Genomic DNA, 22,585 nt, shown 5'->3' on the forward strand with positions numbered 1-22,585 from the left:
GCTATCGCCTCCTTCCTATCCAAGGGTATGGGCAGGTTCACCGCTGCCCCCGCCGGTCATGTCCAGGGCTAGTTTCACGGCGCGAATGCCGTCCTCCAGCGAAATCTCCGGTTCCCGGTCCTCCCGAACGGCCCGGACCAGGTCAGCAATGATACACTGGTGGCCCGGCACACCGTAAGGATCCTCGTCCACCCTGCGAATCAACGCCTCCGTCTCTTCCCGTGACATCGAAGCGCATACCCAATGCCGGATCCAATTGGCCGTCTTGCCGCCGATCACGGCGTAACCTTCCTCCCCGAACACGGAGATGCTTTCCTCGAGGTTATGCCCGTACACCGTGGTGGCGGCTTCGATCACGCCCAGCGCGCCGCTGTCCAGCCGGATCGCCGCGATCGCCACATCCTCCGCTTCGATCTGCTTCAGCCGTGTGGCTGTCAGCGACTTCACCTCTGCAACCGGGCCGAACAACCATTGCAGCAAGTCCAGGCCATGAATCGCCTGATTCAGCAGAACACCGCCGTCCATTGCCTTCGTTCCCCGCCAGGCCGCCTGATCGTAATAGGCTTGGCTGCGGTTCCAGCGAACGGTCATGTTCACGTGGCTCAGCTTGCCGAACCGTTGCTCTGCCAGCGCCGCCTGAAGCACTCTCATCGCCGGTCGGTACCGATTCGGATGTACGACCGTTGCTTTGACGCCGCTGAAGCGAACGGCTTGCCGCAGCTCCTCAGCCTCCGTCAAGTCCAGCGTTACCGGCTTCTCCAGCACGAGATGCTTGCCCGCCCGGAGCGCCTCCAGCGCCAGTGACCCATGCAACCCGCTGGGCGCGCAGATGCATACCGCGTCAATGTCCGGCTGCTGCGCCAGCATGGTGCCGAGGTCCGGATAAGACGCGGCTGGCGTGATCGCTCGCATCTCCTCCAAACGGGCCGGATTCGGATCGCACATGGCCACTAGCCTAGCGCCTTCCGTTTTTTCTATCGCGTCGATATGCTTGTAAGCAATATGCCCGCAGCCCGCGATGGCGAAATTCATCATTTGACCGCCCTCCCTTTATATTTCTTCTCGATCCGGACCAGGGCGTCTCCAAGCTCCGAATAGTCATCCGGCAGGTGCCGACGTGCCTGTCGGCTTTTTTTGTTGCGCATATGGCGGGCATCCAGAATCAGCACCAAGCTCAGTCCCGCGAACAAACCCACGAAGCTGGCGAGCGCGAGATTCAGCGCCTTGCGCGGGCTGACCGGCGTCTTCGTCTCCTCCAGACTGGCGTAATCGAGAACGGAAACATTGGCTCCTTGCACGATTTCTTTGGATTTGGCGATAAACGTTTCGGCGAAGGCGTTGGCGATAGCTACCGCCTGCTTAGGCTCGTCTCCTGTATATGACAACAGGATTACCAGCGTGCCCGGATCGGTGCGGACTTTGATCTTTTTCAGCATTTGGATGACCGTGTCAGGGGTGGATACCTTCTTTTTGACCTCGGCGGCGACATAACGGCTTTGAATGGTATCCTCATAAGTTTTGGTCAGCATTTGGCTAGCCAGAAACTCATTGTACGTACTCGATTCCGGATTCGAGGCGATATTGGCGACCAGACTTACATTCGCGCGGTAGGAGGGGGTCACCACTTCATTCAGAAGAACAGCCAGTCCGACGCAAGCCGCCAATACGATGATAAATGCGAGAAAATGCCGCCGGACGGCGTTCCACACGGCTACCATATCCATGATTGTTCACCTCATTCGATTAATGCCTGCAAGCCCCGGTTCTCTGTAAATTCCACAGGTTCATCCGGGATAGCCATTGCCGCTTTCTCCGCTCCCGCCAGAACCCGTTCCCCAAGCTCTTCCATGTTCAGGCTGATCATCCCGTACTGTTCGGACAAAAGGCGGTAGTGTTTCACTACGGCTTCCAACGATCTGAACGTCTCATCTTCTGCCGCGTTGTAGGGATGAAGCCAGAGATGATACACCTGTCCCTGCCGGGCGGCATGGGTCATACTCTCCTTGATCCTCTTGATTCGAAGTGGCTCCAGCCGCCTGAGCGGTCCTGGCGGTGTCCGGAAGAAGAAGCTTGCCGGCAGATCGATCGGCAGTCTAGGCGAAATCGAATCCACCGGGTACGTATGATGCCCGGTCAGGTTCATGTAGCTGTCGCCGAGCCTGAGTGCCCGGCGCAGAATGTGATCGGAAACCGAATATCCCGCCCTGTATAGCGAATGGCGTGGATTTCCCCGGTACGTCTTGAAGCCGAGTTCCGGGAGTTTGCGCATGTACTGACGGCGCAGCTGGTTGCGCGGGAGCACTAGGCTTTGGAGGTGAATCCCCCTTTTCTCCGCTACAGCTACGGCAGCCTGCAGGTCGCTGTAAAACTCGTCGACAGTCTGTCCTTTCTCCGTACAGTAGAAATGCGAAAACGTATGCGAGCCGATCGCTTGGCCCGGGGTTCGGAGGATATACTCGATCAGCGTTGGAGCAAAGAAGTAAGGATCTTCTGCCTCACCGTCCCCAACAGATCCAGCTTCGATCTCGCCGTAAGGCGAAAGCCTATTGTCGGCGTAACTAGGCCTAAGTGCCGGCAGACCGGCCAGCAGTTCGCGCCGATCCGCAAAAAACAGCATTCCCACCGTCGCCCAAGTTGCATGGACGCCGGACTCCCGGAACAACTCTAGCATGTCGGAAATCCGTTCCCTCTCTCGCAACCATTTCGTTCCATACTCCGCCTTGGTATAAAGATCGCGGACTCCCCAATAGAGCTCGAAATCGAGCGAAACGACTAAGATTCCCGCTTCCTCCGCCAATTTTGACTCACCTCTTTTCGGGCCAAGCGGTGGTATCTACCGTTCTACCAAGTTGGTTGCTATATAGTCTTATATTCCGTGTCCTGCCAATTTAGTAGCCCGATTTATAAAATTCACCTCACGTTTTATTGAACCACCACGTTTTGATTGGTCGTCGAGGAGGTCTTCACTTTGAAAGAGGTTGCGGTAACTCGGTTCCCCGTACAGAGGAGATTCTTTTGCGAGTACCCGCGCAAATACGTCGTCAAGTCGATCCCGCCGCCCTTAGGCATGCGGATCACGTTGTTTTCGATTCGCCCATTCTCGGCGTTTTGCCAGGTCCAAATCCCTCGCTCGCCGTTTTGCAGCTCATTGCCCCCGATGACGAAATCGCGAATATTTCCGAGGCGAATTGCCGTCGTTCCTTTGATCTCACTTTGGCTGCCCATGGTGATGGCATTGCCTTGAATGGCCACATTCTCAACGACCGGCCCAGCCCCGACCTCGATCGCGGCGTAGAAGCTGCCCCTGCCGGCAATTTGATTCCCCTCTACTTCGCTGTCTCCCCCGTAGATGCTGATTGCCGCATACATGTCCGGAGCCAATCGGCCTTTTTCCACGCCCATATAGAAGTTGTTGCTCAAATAAGGATTGTTGATCGTATTGCCGCGCACAACGACCCCTTTTGCAAACACCTTGACCGCCCGTTTGGCGCAATAATCGAAGCGGTTTCCGACGATTTGACTACCGACTGCTGTACCGCGATTCTCTTCCATGGCCGGGTCCTCGTAATAAATGCCGTCGCCATCGTCCGCCGGCCCGATATGGTGAATGCTGCAGCCGATGATCGATACCTTTTGTGCGGTCCGCTCCTTGCTCCCCCAGGTTGTTGTGACGTAAATTCCTCGGGCGACAAGACCGGCTCCGCCCCCGTTTCGAGCGATGACATCCGCAATCTCTGCGCCCTGGATGGAAATCGACTCCGTGTTGCCGAGCACCACGATGCCGGACACAACCCCCGCATAATAATCGCTGCGTCGGTCACTGCTATGCGTGGCCCCCTGGACGAGCAACCCTTGAACCGTAACTCGTGCGCTCCCCCCGGCGATCGTTAGCACCCGGTTCACCCGCCGATTGCCGTCAAGGACAAGGCCGGTCAACAGAGTGTCCTTGCCCGCCACCCGCATAAGTTCCCAACCAAAGCCGCTAGACCCCGCGCGAATGATCGAGGTACGTCCGTCTCCCTTGAGCGTAGTATTGCCCCCGACCCTCAACGTTTTGGCCGGATTGACCAGGTAAACTCCCTTGGGAAAATAAACGGTATCTCCGGTTGACGCCGCCTGGTTCAGCGCTTTCTGAATCGCCGCGGTATCGTCTGTAACTCCGTTCCCCTTCGCCCCGAAATTCATTACTGTTATCATGGTCTTCCCTCCTATGCATTCGTTTGTTTATATATAATGCCAAGTCCCTCCGAAGGGAGCGGCAGATGGCCATGATGGTCCCGCCCGCCTTCACGCATATTCGTATGGACAAGATCATAGGCTGGCAGTAAGGCACGGTATGCCTTAAAAAGAAACCAGAGGTAATCCTATGGACAATCGCGATTTACTGGAAAAATGGGCGGAATTTCATGTCCGCAAATGGGGCTGCAGCGCACGCCTAGCCCATTGGGAAGCCCCGAATTCGGCTGCGCGAGTGGAGGTACTATTGTTCTTCAACCGAAAAGGCCACTTGTATTTGCCGCCTTTGAACCCTTACCACCCCTTTGCCTTCTATCCGACCCCGACAGACAAGCCTTACAAGCTGACTCGCCAATGGCACGAAGCAGCCAAAGCGATGATTCCGGATTTGCTGAAGACGCAGCGCAGCGCAAGCTTCGTACTTCCTCCTGAGATTGCCGACATCCGCCCTTTCTTGTGGAGCGGTTTTAAAGCAGAGGTGAAGTACACGTACCTCGTGAAGCTCCCCTACACCCTCGATCAGGCTAGTACGGAGATCCGCGCGAAAAACAAAAAGGCGACCGCCGCCGGCTACCGGACGGCGGTGACGCGGGACATGAGCGAGGTGCATCAGTGCTTGCAGGGCACGGAGTCGCGGCAAGGCTTCAGCCACCAGCTTACCCTGCAGGATCTTGATCGGGTTCAGGACCTGCTTGGGGATCAAGCTATTCGCGCCTATGTCTGCTATGCGCCAAGCGGAGAGCCGGTCAGCGCCAGCGTCGTGGTTGCATTAGACGGCCGGCGCGCATTCGGGTGGATCGCTGCCAGCAAGACGGAACATTTGAACCGCGGCGTGGTTCAACAATCGCAAAGCTTCGCCCTGCAGGATTTATCGGATGCCGGCTTCGCCGAATTCGATTTCGCCGGGGCCAATCTCCCGACCGTCGCATACTCCAAGACCAACTGGGGCGGCCAGGTCACGCCCTACTATCTCGTCCGCCCTCCGGGAGTTAAGGAGATTCTTAGAGCAGGGCGCGATTGGGTACGGTTTGTTCGAGGAATCCGGTCCCGCTGAGTGATGAAACGTTCGCCCGATTTTCCCCCTTCCCATTTATTGAAATTTATATATAATAGACATAAGTATTAGTTCGTTATAACGAACATATCAGCGAATGACACTGACCTTCCATCATCATCAGTCTGCAGCAAGCTAGGAGGGCCGAGTTGTAAGGGAAAGGATGGGATCATTTGAAGAGGGTGAGGGTTCGGGGCTACCGCAAATATGCCATGGCTGTGTACGCCGCTTCCATCCTGGCTGGGGTCGTGTGGCATGCAGGACAGGCCAGCGCCGCAGACCAACTCAAACTGCGGATCGGAACGGAGTTAAGCAGTGAGCTGCCGATGAGCAATTTAAAGCCCGGGGACCGGGTAGAGCGCACATTTACGGTCGCCAATGACGGCACCGTCGCTTTCGATTACAAGGTGCGTACGCGCTTCGTCACGGGGGATACGGAGTTCTTCGATGTTCTTCAGTTAACGGTGAAGGACGGGGGCACCGTCATTTATGACGGCGCGCTGCATCTGGAGCAACAGGATATCGCCCTGGGACGCCTTGCGGCGGGCGGGGAGAATGAGCTGGATTTGAGCGTGGTATTTCCGGAAGAGGCCGGTAACGAGTATCAAGGCAAAGCGGCGACGATCGCATTCAGCTTCTCCGCTTATGCCGAGGAGCCTTCGAGCGGCGGAGGCGGAGGCTCGAATCCTCCGGGTGAGGGGCCTTCCCAGCCGAATAATCCAACTCCGGTGGACCCAGGCAACCCTGAGGTGAAGCCGGATTTACCAAGCGGGCAACCTCCGGAGAATCCCCCCGCGGACAATCCCGATTCCTCCACGCCGGAGCAGCCGGAACACCCCGCTCTCCCGCCGCAGGAGCAAACCCAAACGCCGACGGAACCGGGACCAGGGCCGGGACCGGGCGACAGCGGACCGGGTATGATGGAGGAGCTGCCGCAAACGGCGAATCCGTGGTTTAACCTGATTCTGATCAGTTTGTTCGCCACGGTCGGAACCGGCATGTTCCTACGCAAATCCGGACGGGGATAAACATGCGGCGTAAACGTTCGTTACTGCGAATGGCCGCATGGCTGGTGTTTTCCATCTCCTTGGTTGTGTTGGCCTACTCTACGTACCAAGCGGTCAGCGCCCCGCTGGAGGCACAGCAAGCCCTGCGGCAATGGGATGAGCTTCAGCGGGAAACAGAAGGTGGCAACGCGGCGCGGACAGCCGATGAAAACCCGCTTTCCCCGGCGTTGGTCGGAAATCTTCGGCAGATGGGCAGCGATGGAAGTTCGGCAGCGCCTGCCCGAACGGCGGCGAAAGGCGAACTTCTCGGCGAGATCGCCTTCCCCTCGCTTGATCAGCGCTATGCGATCTTAGAGGGGACGGGGAGCGAGCCGCTTAAGCTGGGGGCCGGACATTATACCGGCAGCCCGCTCCCCGGTGAAGACGGCAACAGCGTGCTCGCCGGACACCGGGATACCGTTTTTCGCAATCTGGGCAAGCTGAAGGCAGGCGATCGGATTGAGGTGGAAACGACCTCCGGACGCTACACCTATGAGGTGACGGGGCGGAGAATCGTCGACGAGAGCGATGCCGATGCGGTCCAAGACTCCGCCGAGCCGTTGCTTACGCTGATTACCTGTTACCCGTTTACCTATGTCGGGCCAGCTCCAGAACGGTTGCTGCTTACGGCAAAATTAATAGAAAAAGCGCCGGATTCCTAACCGGCGCTTTTTCCATGCCTATCGAGTTAATCTGAGGGAATCTCCATCCATTCCACGCCGTTGCCATTTTGTCTCAGCAGCTCGGCGGTTTCCGCCAGCTTCTCACCCTGGTGGCAAGATATGATCAGGTAGTCGGTATCGGTCGCCCCTGCCTCGATTTCTATCTCCAGCATCCGAATCATCGAAGCGGTTCTGTCCAGCACCATCCGAGCCATGGTTTCAAGCAACAATGTAAGCTGATCAGAGGAGGTATGCGGCTCGATGCGGATGGGCTCACTTGGTCCGTCGGCCAGACGCGCATTGCTGGCAAATCCCGCTGCCAGGCCGCTGCGCAGTGCATGTTCAGCCACGGTCGCAGCATAACGGATCCCCAGCTCGATACGCTCCGGTTCGATGACCGTTCTCCACATCGAATCGCTGGTCTCCAGGTTCAGGTAGATCATCAGCCGATGATCGGCTGTATAATCGCGTTTATGTACCTGCAACTCGCCTGTACGAGCGGTCGCTTTCCAGTTGATGTTGCCTAGCGGGTCACCGGGCCGGTATTCGCGAATGCCCGCCGTCAGGAACGGATCCTCTATGATCCAGCGCCGGACTGGCAGCTCCCCCAGCCAGCTGTGATTCGGCAGCGGCAGCTCCTGCAACTCCAGAATCCGCGGGTACACCAGCAGTTCTAAATCCAGGGGGAACCGCTTGACCTCAGCATTCATCCCCAGCGGATCGCCCGTCGTCATCGTAGCCGACTCTAGCCGGTATTGTCCCCGGCGTGAGCAAGTCACCTCGTGACGCCGGGTAATTTGTCGGTAGGACCGCAAGTAAAACATGCTGCTGTGGTTCTGATAGATCTCCCCGGCATGGATATTTAGATTGCTCTGCCGCCCGAACGTCAGGCCGGCGGCGATGCTCGACTCGAGGCGCAGCCACGGCAGCGGCAGCAGCTTGGCGTTGGCGATGACCTCGACCATTTCCACGGTATCCCCTTCGAACACCGCCCGCTCGGTGAAATAACGTCGATAGCTTATGCCTTTAAGCGCCCGCCAGCGATACACGAACGCCAGCAGCATGATAATCAGCACGGCGCTGACAAGTAGCCATGGTAGCTGCATCGACATTGGTTAGTCCCCCTGTCTCCCCTTTGCCGCAAGCACTGTCTCCGCCGGCACCTCCACCTGCTCGAGTGCCTGGCGAACCACCTCGGCGCCAGGCTGGTCTGCGCCGCGCAACCCATGCCGCAAGAGCAGCCGATGCGCAAGAACCGGCGCAGCCACCGCCTTGATATCGTCCGGCGTCACGTATTCGCGGCCATGCTGCAGCGCAAAACCTTGCGAGGCGCGCAGCAAGCTCATGCTCGCCCGCGGGCTCGCGCCCAGTTTAACCTCCGGATGCTTGCGGGTCGCCTCAGTGATCGCCACGATGTAGGCGAGTAGGTCCTCCTCCACGCGGACGAATTGCGCGAACCGCTGCGCTTCCGCCACCTCCGCGGCGGAGGCGGCTGGACGAAGCTCCGTTAGCGGCTGGCGTTCCTTAAAGCGCCGTAGAATGGCTACCCCCTCATCGGATGTCGGGTACCCCATGGCGATCCGCATCAGGAAGCGATCCAATTGGGCTTCCGGCAGCGGGAACGTCCCCTGCTGATCGACCGGATTTTGCGTGGCCATAACGAAAAACGGGGCCGCAAGCGTATGCGTGACTCCGTCGATCGTCACCTGCCGCTCCTCCATGCACTCCAGCAAGCTGGACTGCGTTCGCGGCGTCGCCCGGTTGATCTCGTCGGCCAGCAGCACGTGGGTGAACACCGGCCCGGAGCGGAACTCGAATTCGCCGGTCTTTTGATTATAGAAATTAATCCCGCTCAAGTCCGATGGCAGCAAGTCCGGCGTAAACTGAATCCGCTTGAATTCGCCGCCGAGCGATTTGGCCAACGCCTTGGCTAGCAGCGTTTTCCCGGTACCCGGCACGTCCTCCAGCAGCACATGCCCGTTCCCGAGCAAGGCGGCGAGCAGCAGATCAACCACGTCCTCCTTCCCAACCACCACCTCACTGATATTGCGGCGAATCCGCCCGATGATCTCTACCGCTTCCCGCAGTTCCATAGTAAAACCACCTTTATCGCAAAATTAAGAGTCCGTTGTTACCGCTTTCCTTTTGCTATTGACCAAAGCGATCAGGCCCGAAGCCACTCGCTTAAGTCCACCACCGAACGCATGGCGTATTCCTGTCGGACCGGCACGCCGTCTTGCAGCACGACCAGACAGGGGACGCTGGCAATCTGCCACTGCTCCCGCAGCTTCGGGGTATAGTTGATGTTCAGCTTGGATACCGGAATGCAGGGGCCGGACGCCAGGACGATTTCCAGCATCTTTTCCGCCAACTGGCAAGTCCCGCAGAGAGCCGTTACGAACAATAAAGCCTCTCTGCCGCTTGCCTGCTCCGCATTCTCTGTCTCCACCATCTTCTCCGTTTGCATCAGCCATTCCTGCTCGGTGATTTCGCGTAGGGGCACGGGCTCCCACCTCCTTGTCATTCTTCTAACCCCTATCATAGCATAGGAAAACGGCCCTTTCGCCAAAAAAGCGAAAAGGCCGCCGAGGATCCGGCTTTACGCCGGGCGTTTCGTAAACACATAGAAGGTGACGCCAAATTTGTCGGTGACGATCCCATACGCTGGGCTGAAAAAGATCGGTTGCAGCGGTTGGTGCACCTCGCCCCCCTGCTTCAGGGCGTCAAACAACCGTTGCGCGTGCTCCGTCGTGTCCACCGTGAGGCACACGGTCACCTGGTTGCCGACGCTGTGCGTCTCTCCCGGTAACTTGTCCGATACGTACATTTCAGCGTCTCCCAGCTTCAGTACCGAGTGGTTGATGCGCTTCTGTATCTCTTCGCTTATCGGCTCCTTGGGCTCCGGTATTTCGCCGAACGTTTGCTTGAAGACTACCTTTGCCTCCAACGCTTGTTCATAAAACGCAATCGCCTCTGCCGCTTCTCCATTCATCGCAATCAACGGGCTAGCCAACATGATCATTTTCGATCCGCTCCTTTTAGTTGTTACTTCCCCGTACACCGAAGCGCCGGCTCAAGTCCGTTTCGCTGGACTTTGTACTTAGTGTAGCTCATAATAGTGACAACTATTGTCATAATTAAAAAATAATGAACGGAGCTTCAAAAACATGTCCAAATCGAAACGGCTCATGGAGCTGATGATGACCGTCAATCGCAAACGGAAGTTCACCGTCAAGGAATTGGCCGATGAATTCGGCGTCTCCCCCCGCACGATCCTTCGGGATCTGCAGGAGCTTGGCGAACTCGGGGTCCCCTTGTATTCCGAGGTTGGACCGCACGGCGGATACCAGGTGCTAAACGAACGCGTGCTGCCTCCAATCGCGTTTACCGAAGAGGAAGCGGTGTCGATCTTCTTCGCCAGCCACGCCCTGCGCCATTATGAGTTTCTCCCGTTCGAAACGGAAGCCTCCTCGGCGCTCGGCAAGTTTTATCACTATATGTCCGGTGACGTACGGGACCGGATCGATCAAATGAAGAACCGCGTCGACTTCGTGACCCCGTCGCGACAATCGGCTTTTCCTTTTTTAGGATTGTTGCTCGAAGGAGCCATTCAGCAGCAAGTCCTCCGTATCAACTACGAATCGCGCCGCGGCGTCTCTACCTGCCGCCAGATTCAGCCAGTCGGTATCTTCGCCAGCGGTGGCTTGTGGTATTGCCCTGCCTACTGCTTCGAGCGCCGCGATTTCCGCTTGTTCCGCTGCGACCGCATCGTCGCAGCCGAACCCGCCGAGGGATTCGGCGTTCCGGAACCGCTCGATCTGCGCAACGTGCACCTTGGCAACTGGGAGGAGCATCTCGGGCGCAAGCCGTCGCAGGTCAACTGCGTTGTCGAGCTCAGCCGGCTGGGCGTCGAGGCGTGCGAAGGCCTGCTTATCCGCCGCAGCCTAAAGCTGAACGTCCGCGAGGACGGCTCCGGCCGGCTGGAGGGACCGATCCCGGCCAGCGAGCTTCCGTACCTCACGTCGTTTTTCATCGGTCTCGGCCAGGATGCCACCGCCCTGGAACCGCCGGAGCTGGTGGACTCGATCAGGCGTAAGCTGACCGAGCTGCTGGAGAAGTATTCTTAGGCCATTACATCGACAGCGAACCCGCCGTCGCGATCTGATGGTACAGGCCGTTTACGTCCAGCGTGCCGAACACGTTGTTCTGGTTAAATACGAGGCGCTCCGCCTCCAGCTCTTCCAACTGAAGGACGCGGCCGTTCACATAATCCAGCAGGCGGTCGCGTGCCGATGCGGCGCGGCTCAGCACTCCGCCGTAGCGGATGTCGAGCACCTCCCAGCCGAACGGCTTGTACGTTCCGAGCCACAGCTCCCGGTGCGCCACCCGCAGCTCCTCGACCCGGCGGCGCAGCTCGGGCAGCGTCTCGTCGGCGATCCGCCGCAACCCGTCCCGATCCCCGGCGTCGTAAAGACGCTTGATCGTCACGCCCAGCGTCGACTTCACGGACAGCGCGGCGGCGAGCTTTTCATAGAAGGCAAACATCGCGGTAAACGGCTCCGTCAACCCGCTTCCTTCCGCCTCACGGTAGCCCCGCCATTTCTCGGCCAGTCCGCCATAATAATCCGGCAACGTCCCTTCCACGCTTTCCACATGCTTGTCGAACAAGCCAATCAGCGGATCTTGCCAGAGCAAGAACTTCGATGGATTCGCGCCGTAATAGTTCCCCTCGTGGACCTCCGGCACTTCGTCCATCCCCTTCAATGCTTCGAGCGGCTTGAACAAATCGAGCCCTGTGCAGGCGGCAAGCCGCTTCTGCAGATGCTCGTCCGTCACCTCGCCGTCATGGTACCCGTACTCCGCAAACAGCTGCAGCCCTGGCAAAATCACGAAATGATTCGCCTCGTTCCCGTTATCGCCCCACGCGGTCGCAAACACCTCTCGCAGGCCGCTCCGCTTCGCCGCACGCAGAGCCGGGTGCATGGACGACCACGTTTTGCCGTGGTTCGGAGCCATCAAATTCCACATGTGGATGCCCCCCGCGAAGAGCGGCTCCGACCCGAGCAGCCGGTGCTTGTCGAACACTTCCTTATACGCGTTCTCGTCCGTCCCCCAGTAGTTCCAGTAAACGAACCGGAGGCCGTCCGGGATTTTCGCCATATTTTCCGCAGAAAAATCCGCCTCCATGTTGTACAACCCGCCCTGGACGTCATTCGACAGCAGGTTGAAATACATGTCGCTCCAGATCATCGGTTCAAGCCCTAGCTTCCCGGTGATCTCCATGACCCGCCCAACGTGCTCGTTCATCACTTCGAACCGGTCGCGGAAGCCGTTGTCCCGCAAATAGCGGCCGAGACCAACCTGGAATGCCTCGTCCATGCCGATATGGATTCGCTTCGACCGGAACGGCGCGGCAGCCGCCCGAATCGTCTGCTCCAGGAATTCGTACGTCGCCGGCGTACCCGGCAGCACAATGTCGGGATGGTCTCGCAGCGGCTCGGCATAAAGCCATTTCAGTGCATGGAACAAATGTCCCAGTGTTTGGATGCACGGAATCATCTCGATGCCAAACAACGCCGCGTAATCGTCGCACTCCCGCAGCTCCTCCGCGGTGTACCGTCCCCGCATATAGCCGAAGTAAGGCAGTTCCGGCACCTCATACGTGTCCTCGGTATACATCATCAGCCCGTTCAGCCCCATGACCGCCATATACCGCAGCATCTGCTTGATCGCGTCTACCCGCATCACCGCATTGCGCGAAGCGTCCAGCATCGCCCCGTTGTAATCGAAGCTCGGCCGTTCGGTCAGATCAAATGCCTCCGACGTTTTTGCCTGCTCCACAAACAACCCTAACGCACGAAAAAAATGAATCTTCTCCCCGTACTCGATCCGGCCTTTCCCGCCGCTGAGCGACACCCGCAAATCCCCAGCGTCCTGCGGCAACCGCACAACTTCCACCGGTAACCCCGCCGGGTTCGTCTGGAATCCGAGCTGGGCCTCCAACTCTTTTACGCCATCAACTAAATCCGCATCCATTCCTTGAAAATAAAGCTTCATCCCGTGAACCTCCTCTATAGTGTAAACCCCTACGCCCAGACCTTACTGTCCGCCCCGGCTCCGATAGCTCCGCGGCGAGTACCCGGTGATTCGCTTGAACACGCGCGAGAAATAAAACGTATCCTGATACCCCAGCGCCTCGCCGATCTCCTTGACGCTTTTTTCCGTGTTGAGCAGGACGTTCTTGGCCTCGGCCGCCTTCAGCCGGTGTATGAATTCGTTGAGCGGATAACCCGAATATTCGTGCACGATCCGCCGCAGCGTCGACACCGAGATATGATGCCGCGCCGCCAGCTCCTCCGGCGTTGGATCCGCGTACAGCGAACCGGAGATGTCCTCGATCACCTTGAGCACGAACCGCCCCCGGTTCCCGGCCTCCGCCTGATCCGCTTGCGACACCAGCTCGTAGAGAAACGCCTCCAGCATCAGCGAAGCCCGGTCGAGATTGCTGGGCATACCGCTGTCGATCAACATGAACATCAGCTCCATCCGGTTGATGACCGAGTCGTCGATCGTTGCTTTTTGGACCTGATCGGGATGCTGCAGCCAGCTGCCAAGCCACTCCTCAACCCGGGAGCCTTCCACCGTGAAGTAATACTCGTCCCAATGCCCTTCCTCATGCGGACCGTAATGGAACGTTTCGTCCGGGAACAAGCAGAACCACGAGCCGGCCGTAACCTCCTGCCTGTCCGCGTTTCCGACCTGGTAATACCCGCTTCCGCCCGTGATCACCACAAACGCCCAATACCGGAACCTCGCATCTGCGCGCTGCATCGTGCGCCCGGGCAAATGGCCGGCGTTCACGACAGCTAACGATTGGATTTTCCGCCGGCTGGCATCCACTGCGGGATTGAACAGTCGGATCGGCTCAGGACTGATCATATAATCCAGATATTTTGTCATCCTGAACATTCTCCCTTTAAAATGACTGTGCTAAATTAGGGGTGCCTAATCATAAATTTGAATAAATAAAACATATCCTGCGAATGAATGCTCTCATTGTAGCAAACTCGCGCGGAGAACGAAAGGGTGCACCTGCGAAAAATGAGTGAACTGAACATCGGTTTGATCGGCAGCGGTTCGATTTCTGAGTCCCATCTTCAGGCTTACCGCGCCAACCCGCGGGCCAAGCTGTTGGCGATCTGCGACATTAATGAAGAACGGGCCCGCAACATGGCGGGCAAGTACGACATTCCCCACGTTTACACGGATTATCGCGACCTGCTAGCCAACTCGGATGTTCAGGCGGTCAGCATCTGCACCTGGAACAACTCCCATGCCGTCATCAGCATCGACGCCCTGGAAGCGGGTAAACAGGTCCTCTGCGAAAAACCGCTCTGCATCACCGTGGACGAAGCGCTGCAAATGCAGCAGGCGGTAGAGCGGACTGGCAACCTGCTGCAGGTCGGTTACGTGCGCAGGCATGCCTCCAACATCGCAGTACTTAAGAAATTCATCGACGCCGGCGACCTCGGCGGGATTTATTTCGCGAAGGCGAGCCTGATCCGGCGGCTCGGCAATCCGGGCGGCTGGTTTGCCGACAAGGCGCGCTCGGGCGGCGGTCCGCTGATCGACATCGGCGTGCACGTCATCGACCTCTGCTGGTACCTGATGGGCCGGCCGAAGGTGAAGTCCGTCAGTGGCAATATTTACGCGAAATTGGGCAACCGCTCGAATATCGAGAATTATGCCTTTTATCAAGCAGCAGATTACGACGCTTCCTTCAACACGGTCGAAGACATGGCCAATGCCTTGATCCGCTTTGAGAATGGAGCTTCGCTGATGGTCGACGTCAGCTTCTCCCTCCATGCCAAGCAAAATTCGGCCCTGGTTAACATTTATGGAGACAAGGGCGGCGCCGAAATCGAACCGGCGTTGTCGATCGTGACCGAGCGCCATAACACCATTCTTAACATCGATCCGCAAATCACTTCGCCGGGATTCGATTTTCAAGGTGGCTTCCAGAACGAAATCGACCATTTCGTCGCCAGTTGTCTGGATGGCATCCCGCCAATCAGTCCGGTGGAAGACGGCGTGGAAATGATCAAAATCCTGAACGCGATTTACGAGTCGGCTGCCGAAGGCCGGGAAATCCATTTCTAATTTGGAATCTAAGGAGGCGCGAACGGAATGAAGCTGAACAACAAAATCGGAATTATCGTCGACAGCTTTGGCGTAGGCGTGAAGGAAGGCTTGAAGAAGGCGAAGGCGGCCGGAGCCGAAGGCGTACAGATTTATGCCGTTTCCGGCGAGATGGACCCGGCGGTCCTGATCGGACCCAAGCGTAAGGAGCTGCGCGATTACATCGACAGCCTGGGGCTAGAGATCTCCGCCCTGTGCGGCGACCTCGCCGGCCACGGGTTCCAGGACGCCGCCGCTAATCCGTCCAAAATCGAAAAGTCGAAGCGGATTCTCGATCTCGCGGTTGAGCTGGGTACAAATGTGGTCACGACGCATATCGGCATCGTACCGGAGGACACGAACAGTCCGATTTATGCGGCCATGCAGCAGGCTTGCGAGGAGCTGGGTGTTTATGCCAAGAGCCTGAACGCTTATTTTGCCATCGAAACCGGACCCGAACCGGCCGCCCATCTCAAAAGCTTCCTGGATACCCTCACCACCAACGGCGTCTCCGTCAATTTTGACCCGGCCAACATGGTGATGGTCACGGGAGATGACCCGATCCAAGGCGTTAAGACGCTTGGGGATTACATCGTCCATACGCATGTCAAAGACGGCATCCGCCGCCGCTCAGTTGATCCGCGAGACGTGTACGGCTTCCTCGGCTACGACAAGATGAGCCACGAGAAAATCGCCGAAATGGCCGCCTCCGGCGCGGGCTTCGAGGAAGTACCGCTCGGTGCGGGTAGCGTCGACTTCCCGGCCTATTTCGCCGCCCTGCAGGAAATCGGCTATACCGGCTACCTGACGATCGAACGCGAAGTCGGCGACAACCCGGAGGAGGATATTCGCCAAGCGGTTGGCTTTATCCGCTCGTTCCGGGGATAGACGGCCTCACTACCTCTAAAGGAGATGGAACTTTCATGAAACTGGGAGTCAGTTCTTACAGTCTCTATCAAGCGATGCAGTCCGGATCGATGACCCTTCTTGAGGTGATCGATTGGGTTGCCGGCATCGGCGGAGAGCATATCGAAATCGTACCGCTGGGGTTTGATTTTGGGGAAACCCCCGAGCTGATCGAGCAAATCCGCGAGCGCGCGGCGAAGGCTGGGATTTCCATATCCAACTACGCGATCGGCGCCAATTTCATCGTGGATTCGGAGGAGGCTTATGCGGCGGAGATCGCCCGCGTCAAACGCGAAGTCGACCACGCCCATTCGCTTGGCGTCAAGCTGATGCGGCACGACGTCGCCTCCCGACCGGACACCTCGGTCGTCCGGTTCCAGGAGGACCTGCCGCGGATCGCGGACGCCTGTCGGGAGATTGCCGATTATGCCGCGCAGTACGGGATCACGACCAGCCTGGAGAACCACGGCTACTACGTGCAGGCCAGCGACCGGGTGCAGGCGGTGATCCATGCCGTCGACCGGCCCAACTACAAAACGACGCTCGACATCGGCAACTTCGTTTGCGTTGACGAGAACCCCGTCGTCGCTGTAAAGAAGAACATTGGCTATGCCTCGATGGTTCACATCAAGGACTTCTACGTTCGGCCAGAGAACCTCAACCCCGGTGCCGGATGGTTCCGGAGCGCAGGCGGCCAATACCTGCGCGGCGCGATCGCCGGCCAGGGCGACCTCGACCTGTGGGAGATCCTGCGCATCGTGAAGGCGTCCGGCTACGACGGCTACCTCTCCATCGAATACGAAGGCATGGAGGACTGCCGCCAAGGCACCCGCATCGCCTTCGACAACGTCCGGCGCATCTGGGACGAAGTCTAACCCGATCTTACCGAACAACCCAACTCTAGATCATCCACAGCGAGGTATACTTTTGTATACCTTGCTTTTTTATGAGCTGGGGGGGCACCTCTTACTGTACGTGAGCTTTGCTTGATTATCCCCTTGAATCAGGCTGTACTGCAGGAGTCTAATAGTCGCTCTTAGCCCCACTTCTTTCTCCCCCTCCACCCCTGAACAGAAGGGATAATCATGCAAAGGATCTGCAAAGAACAAACTATTCGGGAGCTCTGCACGATTATCCCCTTGAATCAGATGAAATCAGGTTCCTGAACAAAAGGGATAATCCTGCAAAAAGCTCCCAAAGACAGACAACACAAAAAGGTTACCCCGCCATTAGAAGTCATGGCAGGATAACCTTTAATCCTTTTTCCCCACTTAGGTTTAGCAGGGTTTCCCCCGAATTACCGGCGAATTCCGATCGTCACGATTTCACACGAGCCGGCCAGCAGCGACAGGCAACCTGCCGCGCTCTTGGTGAGCGGCGCCGCGTCTTCTTCGAGAATCGTTGTTTTATAGAAATGCTCATGCGGAATGTTCAGCCCAAGCGTCAGCTCCGAAGACTGCTTGCTCATGTTGTACCAACGGAGTAACAAGTCGCCGGTTGCCTCATTCATTTTGAGCGAGGAGAACGCTAGCTCTTGGCCCTCCCATTGGAACGGAGCGTACGCCGGGGACAACGTTCCCTCATGCATTTCCGTTTGGCTGACCGTCCACGGAATCTGGAACTGGTAAGCCTCCGTAAACGCGCCGGAAGCAACGCCATCGCCTTTATGCGGGATCAGCTCCATCCGAGCGGTGTGTACGCCCAGGCACTGGGCTTCCGGCGTCGGGAACAAGCCCCAGTCACCGAGTTCGCCCACGGAGCGAAGCAATGTAACCGCGATCGTGTTCCGACCGTCGCGCAGCACTTCGTATTCGTTCAAGCCGAGGTTGGCCACCGTCAAGCCGGCTCCCTCGCCGCTGACGTCCACGAACGCTTGCTGATGCTGCGTATTGCTCGGATTTTCCCATTCCGGTGCCGGTTCGATGCTGCGTTCCGCGATTTCAAACATCGAATCCACCTGATGCGTCGATGCATTCAGATCGGTTGGGAAAAGGGCGCGAATCCGATGGTCCTTCGCCGTGTTGTCGATCGTCGTTTCGATGTGAACGCCCTTGCCGGCGGCTTCAAGCGAAATGACTGTACGGAGCTTCAGCGTCGTCAGCTTACTACTGCGCTGGGCTTTGCGATACGGATAGTACACTAACTCGCGCATTTCCTCGTCCAGCTTCTCATCGGCCGACACCGGAATTTCCCAGTCGTGGCACACTTCCACGGAAGCGCGGTACGGAGCATCCTCCAGCACACGGATTTGGGCCGCCAGCCCTTTCGTGGTCAACGCCTTCTCGCCCTCAGGCTGCTTATACATGTATTCGTTCCCGATATCGCCGGTATTCTCATAAACGCCAAGATCGCGATACACCTGACCGGTTGCTTTGTCGGTCATTACAAAGGAGCCGTCCTCCGCGATTTCCACCTTTAAGTTCGCGTTCTCCATGACCCGGTGGCCGGTGAACAACGAAGCCGGCTTAGAAGCAACGGCCGAATTCCGGCGTACCCACGCATACGTGCGCAGACCCAGCGCAGCGACATCCGCCGCTTGGAACGTCAGCTTCACGCGGCGGCACATGTACGGCTGGCGGAACTTGTCGTCCGGCAAATCGTAGCCGAACAGCAACCCGAGATCCTCCACCGTGCACGGCACCGTGTTCCCCTGCTCGTCGATCAGCTCGCGGCCCGACAGGTCTACTGCCTTCATGCGGCGGCCGGTCTCTTCAAGGCCAAGGCCGTCACGCAAATACAGGCGAGCGGCGTCCAGCTCGATGGACACCGTACCCGTACGGCTCCAGCCGGTGGTGTTGAACACGACCAGCGGCAACGGATCTTCGCCATACCCGGCGAAGACGGAGGTGTTCACCGCATCGGCGATCACCCGCTTGCTGTCGTCGATGAGCGCCTCGGCAACATGGCGGCTCTTCGCGAAGCGGGTGACCATCTCGCGGTGAACCTCGTCCACGCTGCATCCGCAGATGCTGTCATGCGGATGGTTTTGCATCAACGTTTTCCAGGCATAGGTAAACAAGTGATGTGGGTAATCCTTCCCGAGCAGGTTCGCCATCGAGGCGAGCGGCTCGGCAACTTTTTCCAGCAAGGCCTGGCCTTCCTGGTTCATTTGTTTCAAGTACACGCGTGCGGATGCGGTGTTCACCAATGTGCCCCATCCATCCGTACGTTGACTGCGAAGCTCGCCCTTCACGGTGGAGAGCTCGCGGCCTTCCAGCGCCGATTCCAGCTCGTTCAAATATTCCGGGAAGTTCGAATGAACGAACTTCGTATCCGGGTACAGTTTCTCCGCCGTACGGATCGCTTCTGGGAGGTCCAACTGCAGCGGTTGATGATCGCAGCCGTTCATGAACAGCAACTCACCCGTGGCTGCGTATTTCTCCGCGTCCGCCAGCTTGCGATCCCAGAACGCCTTCGCTTCCGTCTCATCCACCGGTACTTCGTTGCCGTTGGAATACCAGTTGGCGAACAAGATACCGAGCACCTTGGAGCCGTCCGGCCCTTCCCAGATGAGCTCTGAGAAGGAAGACTCATACCCGCCGTCGGACACGGTATTGTTGAAGCCGGTCGGCTTCACGCCGCGGCCAAAAAAGGCATTCCCAATCCCGGACTGCTGCATCAGCTGCGGGATTTGCCCGACTAAGCCGAAGGTATCGGGGAAATAACCGATCTTTGCCGGAGCTCCGTATTTTAACGCGTCCTGGTGGCCGATTTGCATGTTGCGGACATTCGCTTCGCCACTGGTTAGGAACGCATCCTGCAGAATGTACCAAGGCCCGATTAGGATACGGCCTTCGCGGATATATTTTTCCAGACGTGCCTTGTTCTCCGGCCGCACCTGCAGATAGTCCTCAAGAATGATCGTTTGACCGTCAAGGTAAAAGCTGCGGAACGCCGAATCGCCGTCCAGTTTATCCAGCAGCGCGTCCACCAGCTCCACCAGGCGAACGTGATGCTTCTCGTAAGGCAAATACCATTCCCGATCCCAGTGTGTATGGGAAATGATATGGGCCGTTCTCTGTTTGCTCATTGATCTAACCCCCCACTTTCCTCCGTGGCTTGTCATCCTCGAAGACGGCTTACGCTTCCGTCTCCAGCGGATATTCTTCCATGTATTTCAACAGCTCGTCCACGGTGGTGAACGCGAGGCCGGTCACCGTATCGGCGCAGCCATAATAGATGGCGATGCGGCCGGTCTCGGCGTCGGTCAATGCTGCGCAAGGGAAGGTGACGTTCGGCACGTCGCCAACTAATTCATACAGCTCTTCTGGGCCGAGGATGTAGTTGCGCGAACGCGCTTTGACGATCCATGGCTTGTCGATGTCGAGCAGGGCGCAGCCCATGCGGTATACGAAGCCGTTGCAAGTATTGATCACGCCGTGGTAGATCAGCAGCCAACCTTGGTCGGTTTCGATCGGAACCGGTCCTGGGCCGATTTTTTTCGATTGCCATGCGGAAGCATCGCCGTTAATCGTCCCCATGACGTAGCGATGTTTGCCCCAGAACGTCAGGTCCGGGCTGACACTGTAGAAAATATCGCCGAACGGCGTATGGCCCGTGTCGCTTGGACGGCTGACCATCGCGTAGTAACCGTCGATTTTGCGCGGGAACAACACGCCATTTCGGTTGTACGGAAGGAAGGCGTTTTCCAACTGATGGAACGTCTTGAAGTCGGTCGTGTAAGCAATCCCGATCGTTGGACCGTGGTAGCCATTACACCAGGTGATGTAGTAACGGTCGCCGATTTGGGTGACGCGCGGGTCATAGCGGTATTCGCGTTTGGTGATTTCCTCATCGCCTTCGAATTGGATCGGCTCGTGGTTGATTTTCCAGTTCACGCCGTCGTCGCTGAAGCCTGCAAAAATGTCCATGCTGACCGAACGGGAATCGCAGCGGAATACGCCGGCAAATCCGCCTTCAAAAGGCACGACCGCAGAGTTAAACACGCTGTTGGAGTTCGGGATCGCGTGCCGCTGGATGATCGGGTTCTGGGAGTAACGCCATACCGGCGCGTTCGAACCGGCCGGTTTGTCTTGCCAAGGGATATTTTTCAGGGCTTCGCCGATAATTTTGCTCATGGTCAAGTCTCCTTTGGTTTTAGGTTTACAAAATGCCTTCCTGCATTGCACGATACACTAGCTGCGAGAACAAGCTGTTCGACCAGGCGAACCATTTACGCGTAAAGGTATTCGGATCGTCGGCGTGGAAGCCTTCATGCATATAGCCGGTACCCGCGTCGGTAGCCTCCAGCATTGCGATCATTTCCAGCTTCTCTTCCTTCGTTTGCGCCGTGATGCCTTGCATCGACAAGGCCATATGCCAGATGTAGTTCTCCGGCGTATGCGGGCTGCCAATGCCTTTGGCCGCTTTGCCTTCGAAGTAGAACGGGTTCTCTTTGCTCAGCGCAAAACGCCGCGTATTTTGATAGATCGGATCGTCCGCGCCAACGTAACCCAGATACGGAATGGACATAAGTCCCGGCGTACCGGCGTCGTCCATCAGGCAATAGTTGCCGAAGCCGTCGGTTTCGTAAGCGTAGATCGGACCGAATTCCGGATGGCGGTAAATTCCGTACAGCTGGATCCCATGGTTGACTTCAAACTCCAGCTCCTTCAATTCTGCCAAGAAGTCCATGTCGCGGAAGACCCATTCGGCGAATTCCTGCATTTGACGCAGCGTTACAACCGCAAACATGTTGCCTGGAATGTTGTAGTGGAAATCGCAAGCATCGTCGCTGGATCGGAAGCCCGACCAGATCATTCCCGTATAGTTGACCGGCATCCCCAAACCGTTGTTCCGCAAGGAATCGGTTGGGATCCCGTTGTTGCGGCTGAAGCGGTAAGGCGATTGTTCGAAGTGATGCTGCTCGGTTTTGAACAACTCGTAAATTTTCCGCATCGCGGCTTTGAAGCCGGCGTCAAAAATATCGGTCAGCTCGGTTTCCTTCCAATACGTATAAGCCAAGCGGACCACGAAGCACAAGGAATCGATTTCGAATTTGCGCTCCCATACCCAAGGGGACATCTCGGTCACGTCGGTCGTGTTCCAGTGCCAATCGTTGGCCGATTCGTTAAACGCGTTAGCGTAAGGATCGATATGCACATAGTTGATATGGCGCTTGATCAGTCCGCTGATGATCCGCTGCAAGTCGGGATCGTTCTTAGCGAACGGCACATAGTGGATGACCTGTTCCACGGAATCGCGCAGCCAGGAGGCCGGGATATCACCGGTGATAACGAAGGTCGTTCCGTCGTCCATCAGCTTCGTCGTTGTTTCCAAAGTGTTCGGAAAACAGTTCTTAAAAAGCTGCAGCAATTTCGGGCGATGCGCCAGTTTCGTGTCGGCTTCGGCCAGTACGTCCTTGACGGCTTGCGGTAATTCCAGTTGCGGCATCGGTATTTTCGGGAGTCTAAATTGTTCCATGAGCTTGTCTTCTCGCTCCTTTATAAGTCATTTCATTTCATATCACTAATCTAGTGAGGGGGCGGCTTGCGACTACTTTA

The 22,585-nt window shown here is 57.3% G+C and carries 20 protein-coding genes; 7 read left to right on the top strand and 13 right to left on the bottom strand.

Annotation, left to right across the window (positions count from 1 at the left end):
* Window positions 1-15 precede the first annotated feature (15 nt).
* The 4 genes from IM700_RS03175 to IM700_RS03190 all read right to left on the bottom strand — a co-directional run bounded on the left by IM700_RS03175 (window position 16) and on the right by IM700_RS03190 (window position 4,197).
* Entirely contained in the window at window positions 16-1,035 is a 1,020-nt protein-coding gene (locus IM700_RS03175; RefSeq protein WP_193416759.1) for a Gfo/Idh/MocA family protein, read from the bottom strand.
* Window positions 1,032-1,724, bottom strand: coding sequence for a YveK family protein (locus tag IM700_RS03180; RefSeq protein ID WP_193416760.1), 693 nt, complete (start codon window positions 1,722-1,724; stop codon window positions 1,032-1,034). The genes IM700_RS03175 and IM700_RS03180 overlap by 4 nt, the downstream gene beginning before the upstream one ends.
* 11 nt (window positions 1,725-1,735) lie before the next feature.
* Complete coding sequence (locus tag IM700_RS03185) at window positions 1,736-2,797, bottom strand: polysaccharide deacetylase family protein (protein WP_193416761.1); 1,062 nt, start codon at window positions 2,795-2,797, stop codon at window positions 1,736-1,738.
* 125 nt (window positions 2,798-2,922) lie between these two features.
* Window positions 2,923-4,197 carry a glycosyl hydrolase family 28-related protein gene (locus IM700_RS03190; protein WP_193416762.1) on the bottom strand — a complete coding sequence of 425 codons (1,275 nt, stop codon included), beginning with the start codon at window positions 4,195-4,197 and terminating at the stop codon, window positions 2,923-2,925.
* A gap of 169 nt (window positions 4,198-4,366) precedes the next feature.
* Here IM700_RS03190 and IM700_RS03195 point away from each other — a divergent pair, with 169 nt between their 5' ends.
* From IM700_RS03195 to IM700_RS03205, 3 genes are all read left to right on the top strand, one after another.
* On the top strand, window positions 4,367-5,290 hold the full coding sequence (locus tag IM700_RS03195; RefSeq protein WP_193416763.1) for a GNAT family N-acetyltransferase: 924 nt from the start codon (window positions 4,367-4,369) through the stop codon (window positions 5,288-5,290).
* A gap of 173 nt (window positions 5,291-5,463) precedes the next feature.
* Window positions 5,464-6,318, top strand: a complete 855-nt coding sequence (locus tag IM700_RS03200; RefSeq protein WP_193416764.1) for a hypothetical protein — start codon at window positions 5,464-5,466, stop codon at window positions 6,316-6,318.
* 2 nt (window positions 6,319-6,320) lie between these two features.
* The gene (locus IM700_RS03205; RefSeq protein WP_193416765.1) at window positions 6,321-6,998 is read left to right on the top strand and encodes a class D sortase; all 678 of its coding nucleotides are present in this window, start codon (window positions 6,321-6,323) and stop codon (window positions 6,996-6,998) included.
* A gap of 26 nt (window positions 6,999-7,024) precedes the next feature.
* Here the strand turns inward: IM700_RS03205 and IM700_RS03210 are convergent, their stop codons facing one another.
* The 4 genes from IM700_RS03210 to IM700_RS03225 all read right to left on the bottom strand — a co-directional run bounded on the left by IM700_RS03210 (window position 7,025) and on the right by IM700_RS03225 (window position 10,020).
* Entirely contained in the window at window positions 7,025-8,110 is a 1,086-nt protein-coding gene (locus IM700_RS03210) for a DUF58 domain-containing protein (protein WP_239483548.1), read from the bottom strand.
* A 3-nt stretch (window positions 8,111-8,113) separates the two neighbouring features.
* On the bottom strand, window positions 8,114-9,091 hold the full coding sequence (locus tag IM700_RS03215; protein WP_193416766.1) for an AAA family ATPase: 978 nt from the start codon (window positions 9,089-9,091) through the stop codon (window positions 8,114-8,116).
* Between the two features lie 71 nt (window positions 9,092-9,162).
* A complete protein-coding gene (locus tag IM700_RS03220) occupies window positions 9,163-9,501 on the bottom strand; it encodes a thioredoxin family protein (RefSeq protein WP_336244876.1) in 339 nt (112 codons plus the stop codon).
* A gap of 96 nt (window positions 9,502-9,597) precedes the next feature.
* Window positions 9,598-10,020 (bottom strand): VOC family protein, encoded by a 423-nt coding sequence (locus IM700_RS03225; RefSeq protein WP_193416767.1) that lies wholly within the window; start codon window positions 10,018-10,020, stop codon window positions 9,598-9,600.
* Window positions 10,021-10,165: 145 nt separating this feature from the next.
* Here IM700_RS03225 and IM700_RS03230 point away from each other — a divergent pair, with 145 nt between their 5' ends.
* A complete protein-coding gene (locus IM700_RS03230) occupies window positions 10,166-11,125 on the top strand; it encodes a helix-turn-helix transcriptional regulator (protein WP_193416768.1) in 960 nt (319 codons plus the stop codon).
* Between the two features lie 4 nt (window positions 11,126-11,129).
* Here the strand turns inward: IM700_RS03230 and IM700_RS03235 are convergent, their stop codons facing one another.
* Window positions 11,130-13,055 (bottom strand): beta-N-acetylhexosaminidase, encoded by a 1,926-nt coding sequence (locus IM700_RS03235; RefSeq protein ID WP_193416769.1) that lies wholly within the window; start codon window positions 13,053-13,055, stop codon window positions 11,130-11,132.
* 42 nt (window positions 13,056-13,097) lie between these two features.
* A complete protein-coding gene (locus IM700_RS03240) occupies window positions 13,098-13,958 on the bottom strand; it encodes a helix-turn-helix domain-containing protein (protein ID WP_193416770.1) in 861 nt (286 codons plus the stop codon).
* A gap of 141 nt (window positions 13,959-14,099) precedes the next feature.
* Here IM700_RS03240 and IM700_RS03245 point away from each other — a divergent pair, with 141 nt between their 5' ends.
* From IM700_RS03245 to IM700_RS03255, 3 genes are read left to right on the top strand one after another with little or no spacing between them, the layout of a single operon-like run.
* Window positions 14,100-15,158 (top strand): Gfo/Idh/MocA family protein, encoded by a 1,059-nt coding sequence (locus IM700_RS03245; protein ID WP_193416771.1) that lies wholly within the window; start codon window positions 14,100-14,102, stop codon window positions 15,156-15,158.
* 27 nt (window positions 15,159-15,185) lie between these two features.
* On the top strand, window positions 15,186-16,064 hold the full coding sequence (locus IM700_RS03250) for a sugar phosphate isomerase/epimerase family protein (RefSeq protein WP_193416772.1): 879 nt from the start codon (window positions 15,186-15,188) through the stop codon (window positions 16,062-16,064).
* 35 nt (window positions 16,065-16,099) lie between these two features.
* Entirely contained in the window at window positions 16,100-16,957 is an 858-nt protein-coding gene (locus tag IM700_RS03255; RefSeq protein WP_193416773.1) for a sugar phosphate isomerase/epimerase family protein, read from the top strand.
* Between the two features lie 422 nt (window positions 16,958-17,379).
* Here IM700_RS03255 and IM700_RS03260 read toward each other — a convergent pair whose 3' ends face one another.
* Genes IM700_RS03260 through IM700_RS03270 form a run of 3 tightly spaced genes read right to left on the bottom strand, consistent with a single transcriptional unit; the run spans window position 17,380 to window position 22,505 of the window.
* The gene (locus IM700_RS03260) at window positions 17,380-20,112 is read right to left on the bottom strand and encodes an alpha-mannosidase (RefSeq protein ID WP_193416774.1); all 2,733 of its coding nucleotides are present in this window, start codon (window positions 20,110-20,112) and stop codon (window positions 17,380-17,382) included.
* Between the two features lie 49 nt (window positions 20,113-20,161).
* A complete protein-coding gene (locus tag IM700_RS03265; protein ID WP_193416775.1) occupies window positions 20,162-21,160 on the bottom strand; it encodes a glycoside hydrolase family 130 protein in 999 nt (332 codons plus the stop codon).
* A gap of 25 nt (window positions 21,161-21,185) precedes the next feature.
* Window positions 21,186-22,505, bottom strand: a complete 1,320-nt coding sequence (locus tag IM700_RS03270) for a glycoside hydrolase family 125 protein (RefSeq protein ID WP_193416776.1) — start codon at window positions 22,503-22,505, stop codon at window positions 21,186-21,188.
* Window positions 22,506-22,585 lie beyond the last annotated feature (80 nt).

The sequence above is a fragment of the Paenibacillus rhizolycopersici genome (genome assembly GCF_014947195.2).
Classification (GTDB): Bacteria; Bacillota; Bacilli; order Paenibacillales; family Paenibacillaceae; genus Fontibacillus; species Fontibacillus rhizolycopersici.

Bases quoted from the DNA above. Each gene is read 5' to 3' on its own strand.
- IM700_RS03260 (WP_193416774.1), bottom strand. From the start codon at position 20,112: ATGAGCAAACAGAGAACGGCCCATATCATTTCCCATACACACTGGGAT.
- IM700_RS03240 (WP_193416770.1), bottom strand. From the start codon at position 13,958: ATGACAAAATATCTGGATTATATGATCAGTCCTGAGCCGATCCGACTG.
- IM700_RS03270 (WP_193416776.1), bottom strand. From the start codon at position 22,505: ATGGAACAATTTAGACTCCCGAAAATACCGATGCCGCAACTGGAATTA.
- IM700_RS03265 (WP_193416775.1), bottom strand. From the start codon at position 21,160: ATGAGCAAAATTATCGGCGAAGCCCTGAAAAATATCCCTTGGCAAGAC.
- IM700_RS03255 (WP_193416773.1), top strand. From the start codon at position 16,100: ATGAAACTGGGAGTCAGTTCTTACAGTCTCTATCAAGCGATGCAGTCC.
- IM700_RS03230 (WP_193416768.1), top strand. From the start codon at position 10,166: ATGTCCAAATCGAAACGGCTCATGGAGCTGATGATGACCGTCAATCGC.
- IM700_RS03180 (WP_193416760.1), bottom strand. From the start codon at position 1,724: ATGGATATGGTAGCCGTGTGGAACGCCGTCCGGCGGCATTTTCTCGCA.
- IM700_RS03195 (WP_193416763.1), top strand. From the start codon at position 4,367: ATGGACAATCGCGATTTACTGGAAAAATGGGCGGAATTTCATGTCCGC.
- IM700_RS03225 (WP_193416767.1), bottom strand. From the start codon at position 10,020: ATGATCATGTTGGCTAGCCCGTTGATTGCGATGAATGGAGAAGCGGCA.
- IM700_RS03210 (WP_239483548.1), bottom strand. From the start codon at position 8,110: ATGTCGATGCAGCTACCATGGCTACTTGTCAGCGCCGTGCTGATTATC.
- IM700_RS03215 (WP_193416766.1), bottom strand. From the start codon at position 9,091: ATGGAACTGCGGGAAGCGGTAGAGATCATCGGGCGGATTCGCCGCAAT.
- IM700_RS03245 (WP_193416771.1), top strand. From the start codon at position 14,100: ATGAGTGAACTGAACATCGGTTTGATCGGCAGCGGTTCGATTTCTGAG.
- IM700_RS03235 (WP_193416769.1), bottom strand. From the start codon at position 13,055: ATGAAGCTTTATTTTCAAGGAATGGATGCGGATTTAGTTGATGGCGTA.
- IM700_RS03205 (WP_193416765.1), top strand. From the start codon at position 6,321: ATGCGGCGTAAACGTTCGTTACTGCGAATGGCCGCATGGCTGGTGTTT.
- IM700_RS03175 (WP_193416759.1), bottom strand. From the start codon at position 1,035: ATGATGAATTTCGCCATCGCGGGCTGCGGGCATATTGCTTACAAGCAT.
- IM700_RS03190 (WP_193416762.1), bottom strand. From the start codon at position 4,197: ATGATAACAGTAATGAATTTCGGGGCGAAGGGGAACGGAGTTACAGAC.
- IM700_RS03250 (WP_193416772.1), top strand. From the start codon at position 15,186: ATGAAGCTGAACAACAAAATCGGAATTATCGTCGACAGCTTTGGCGTA.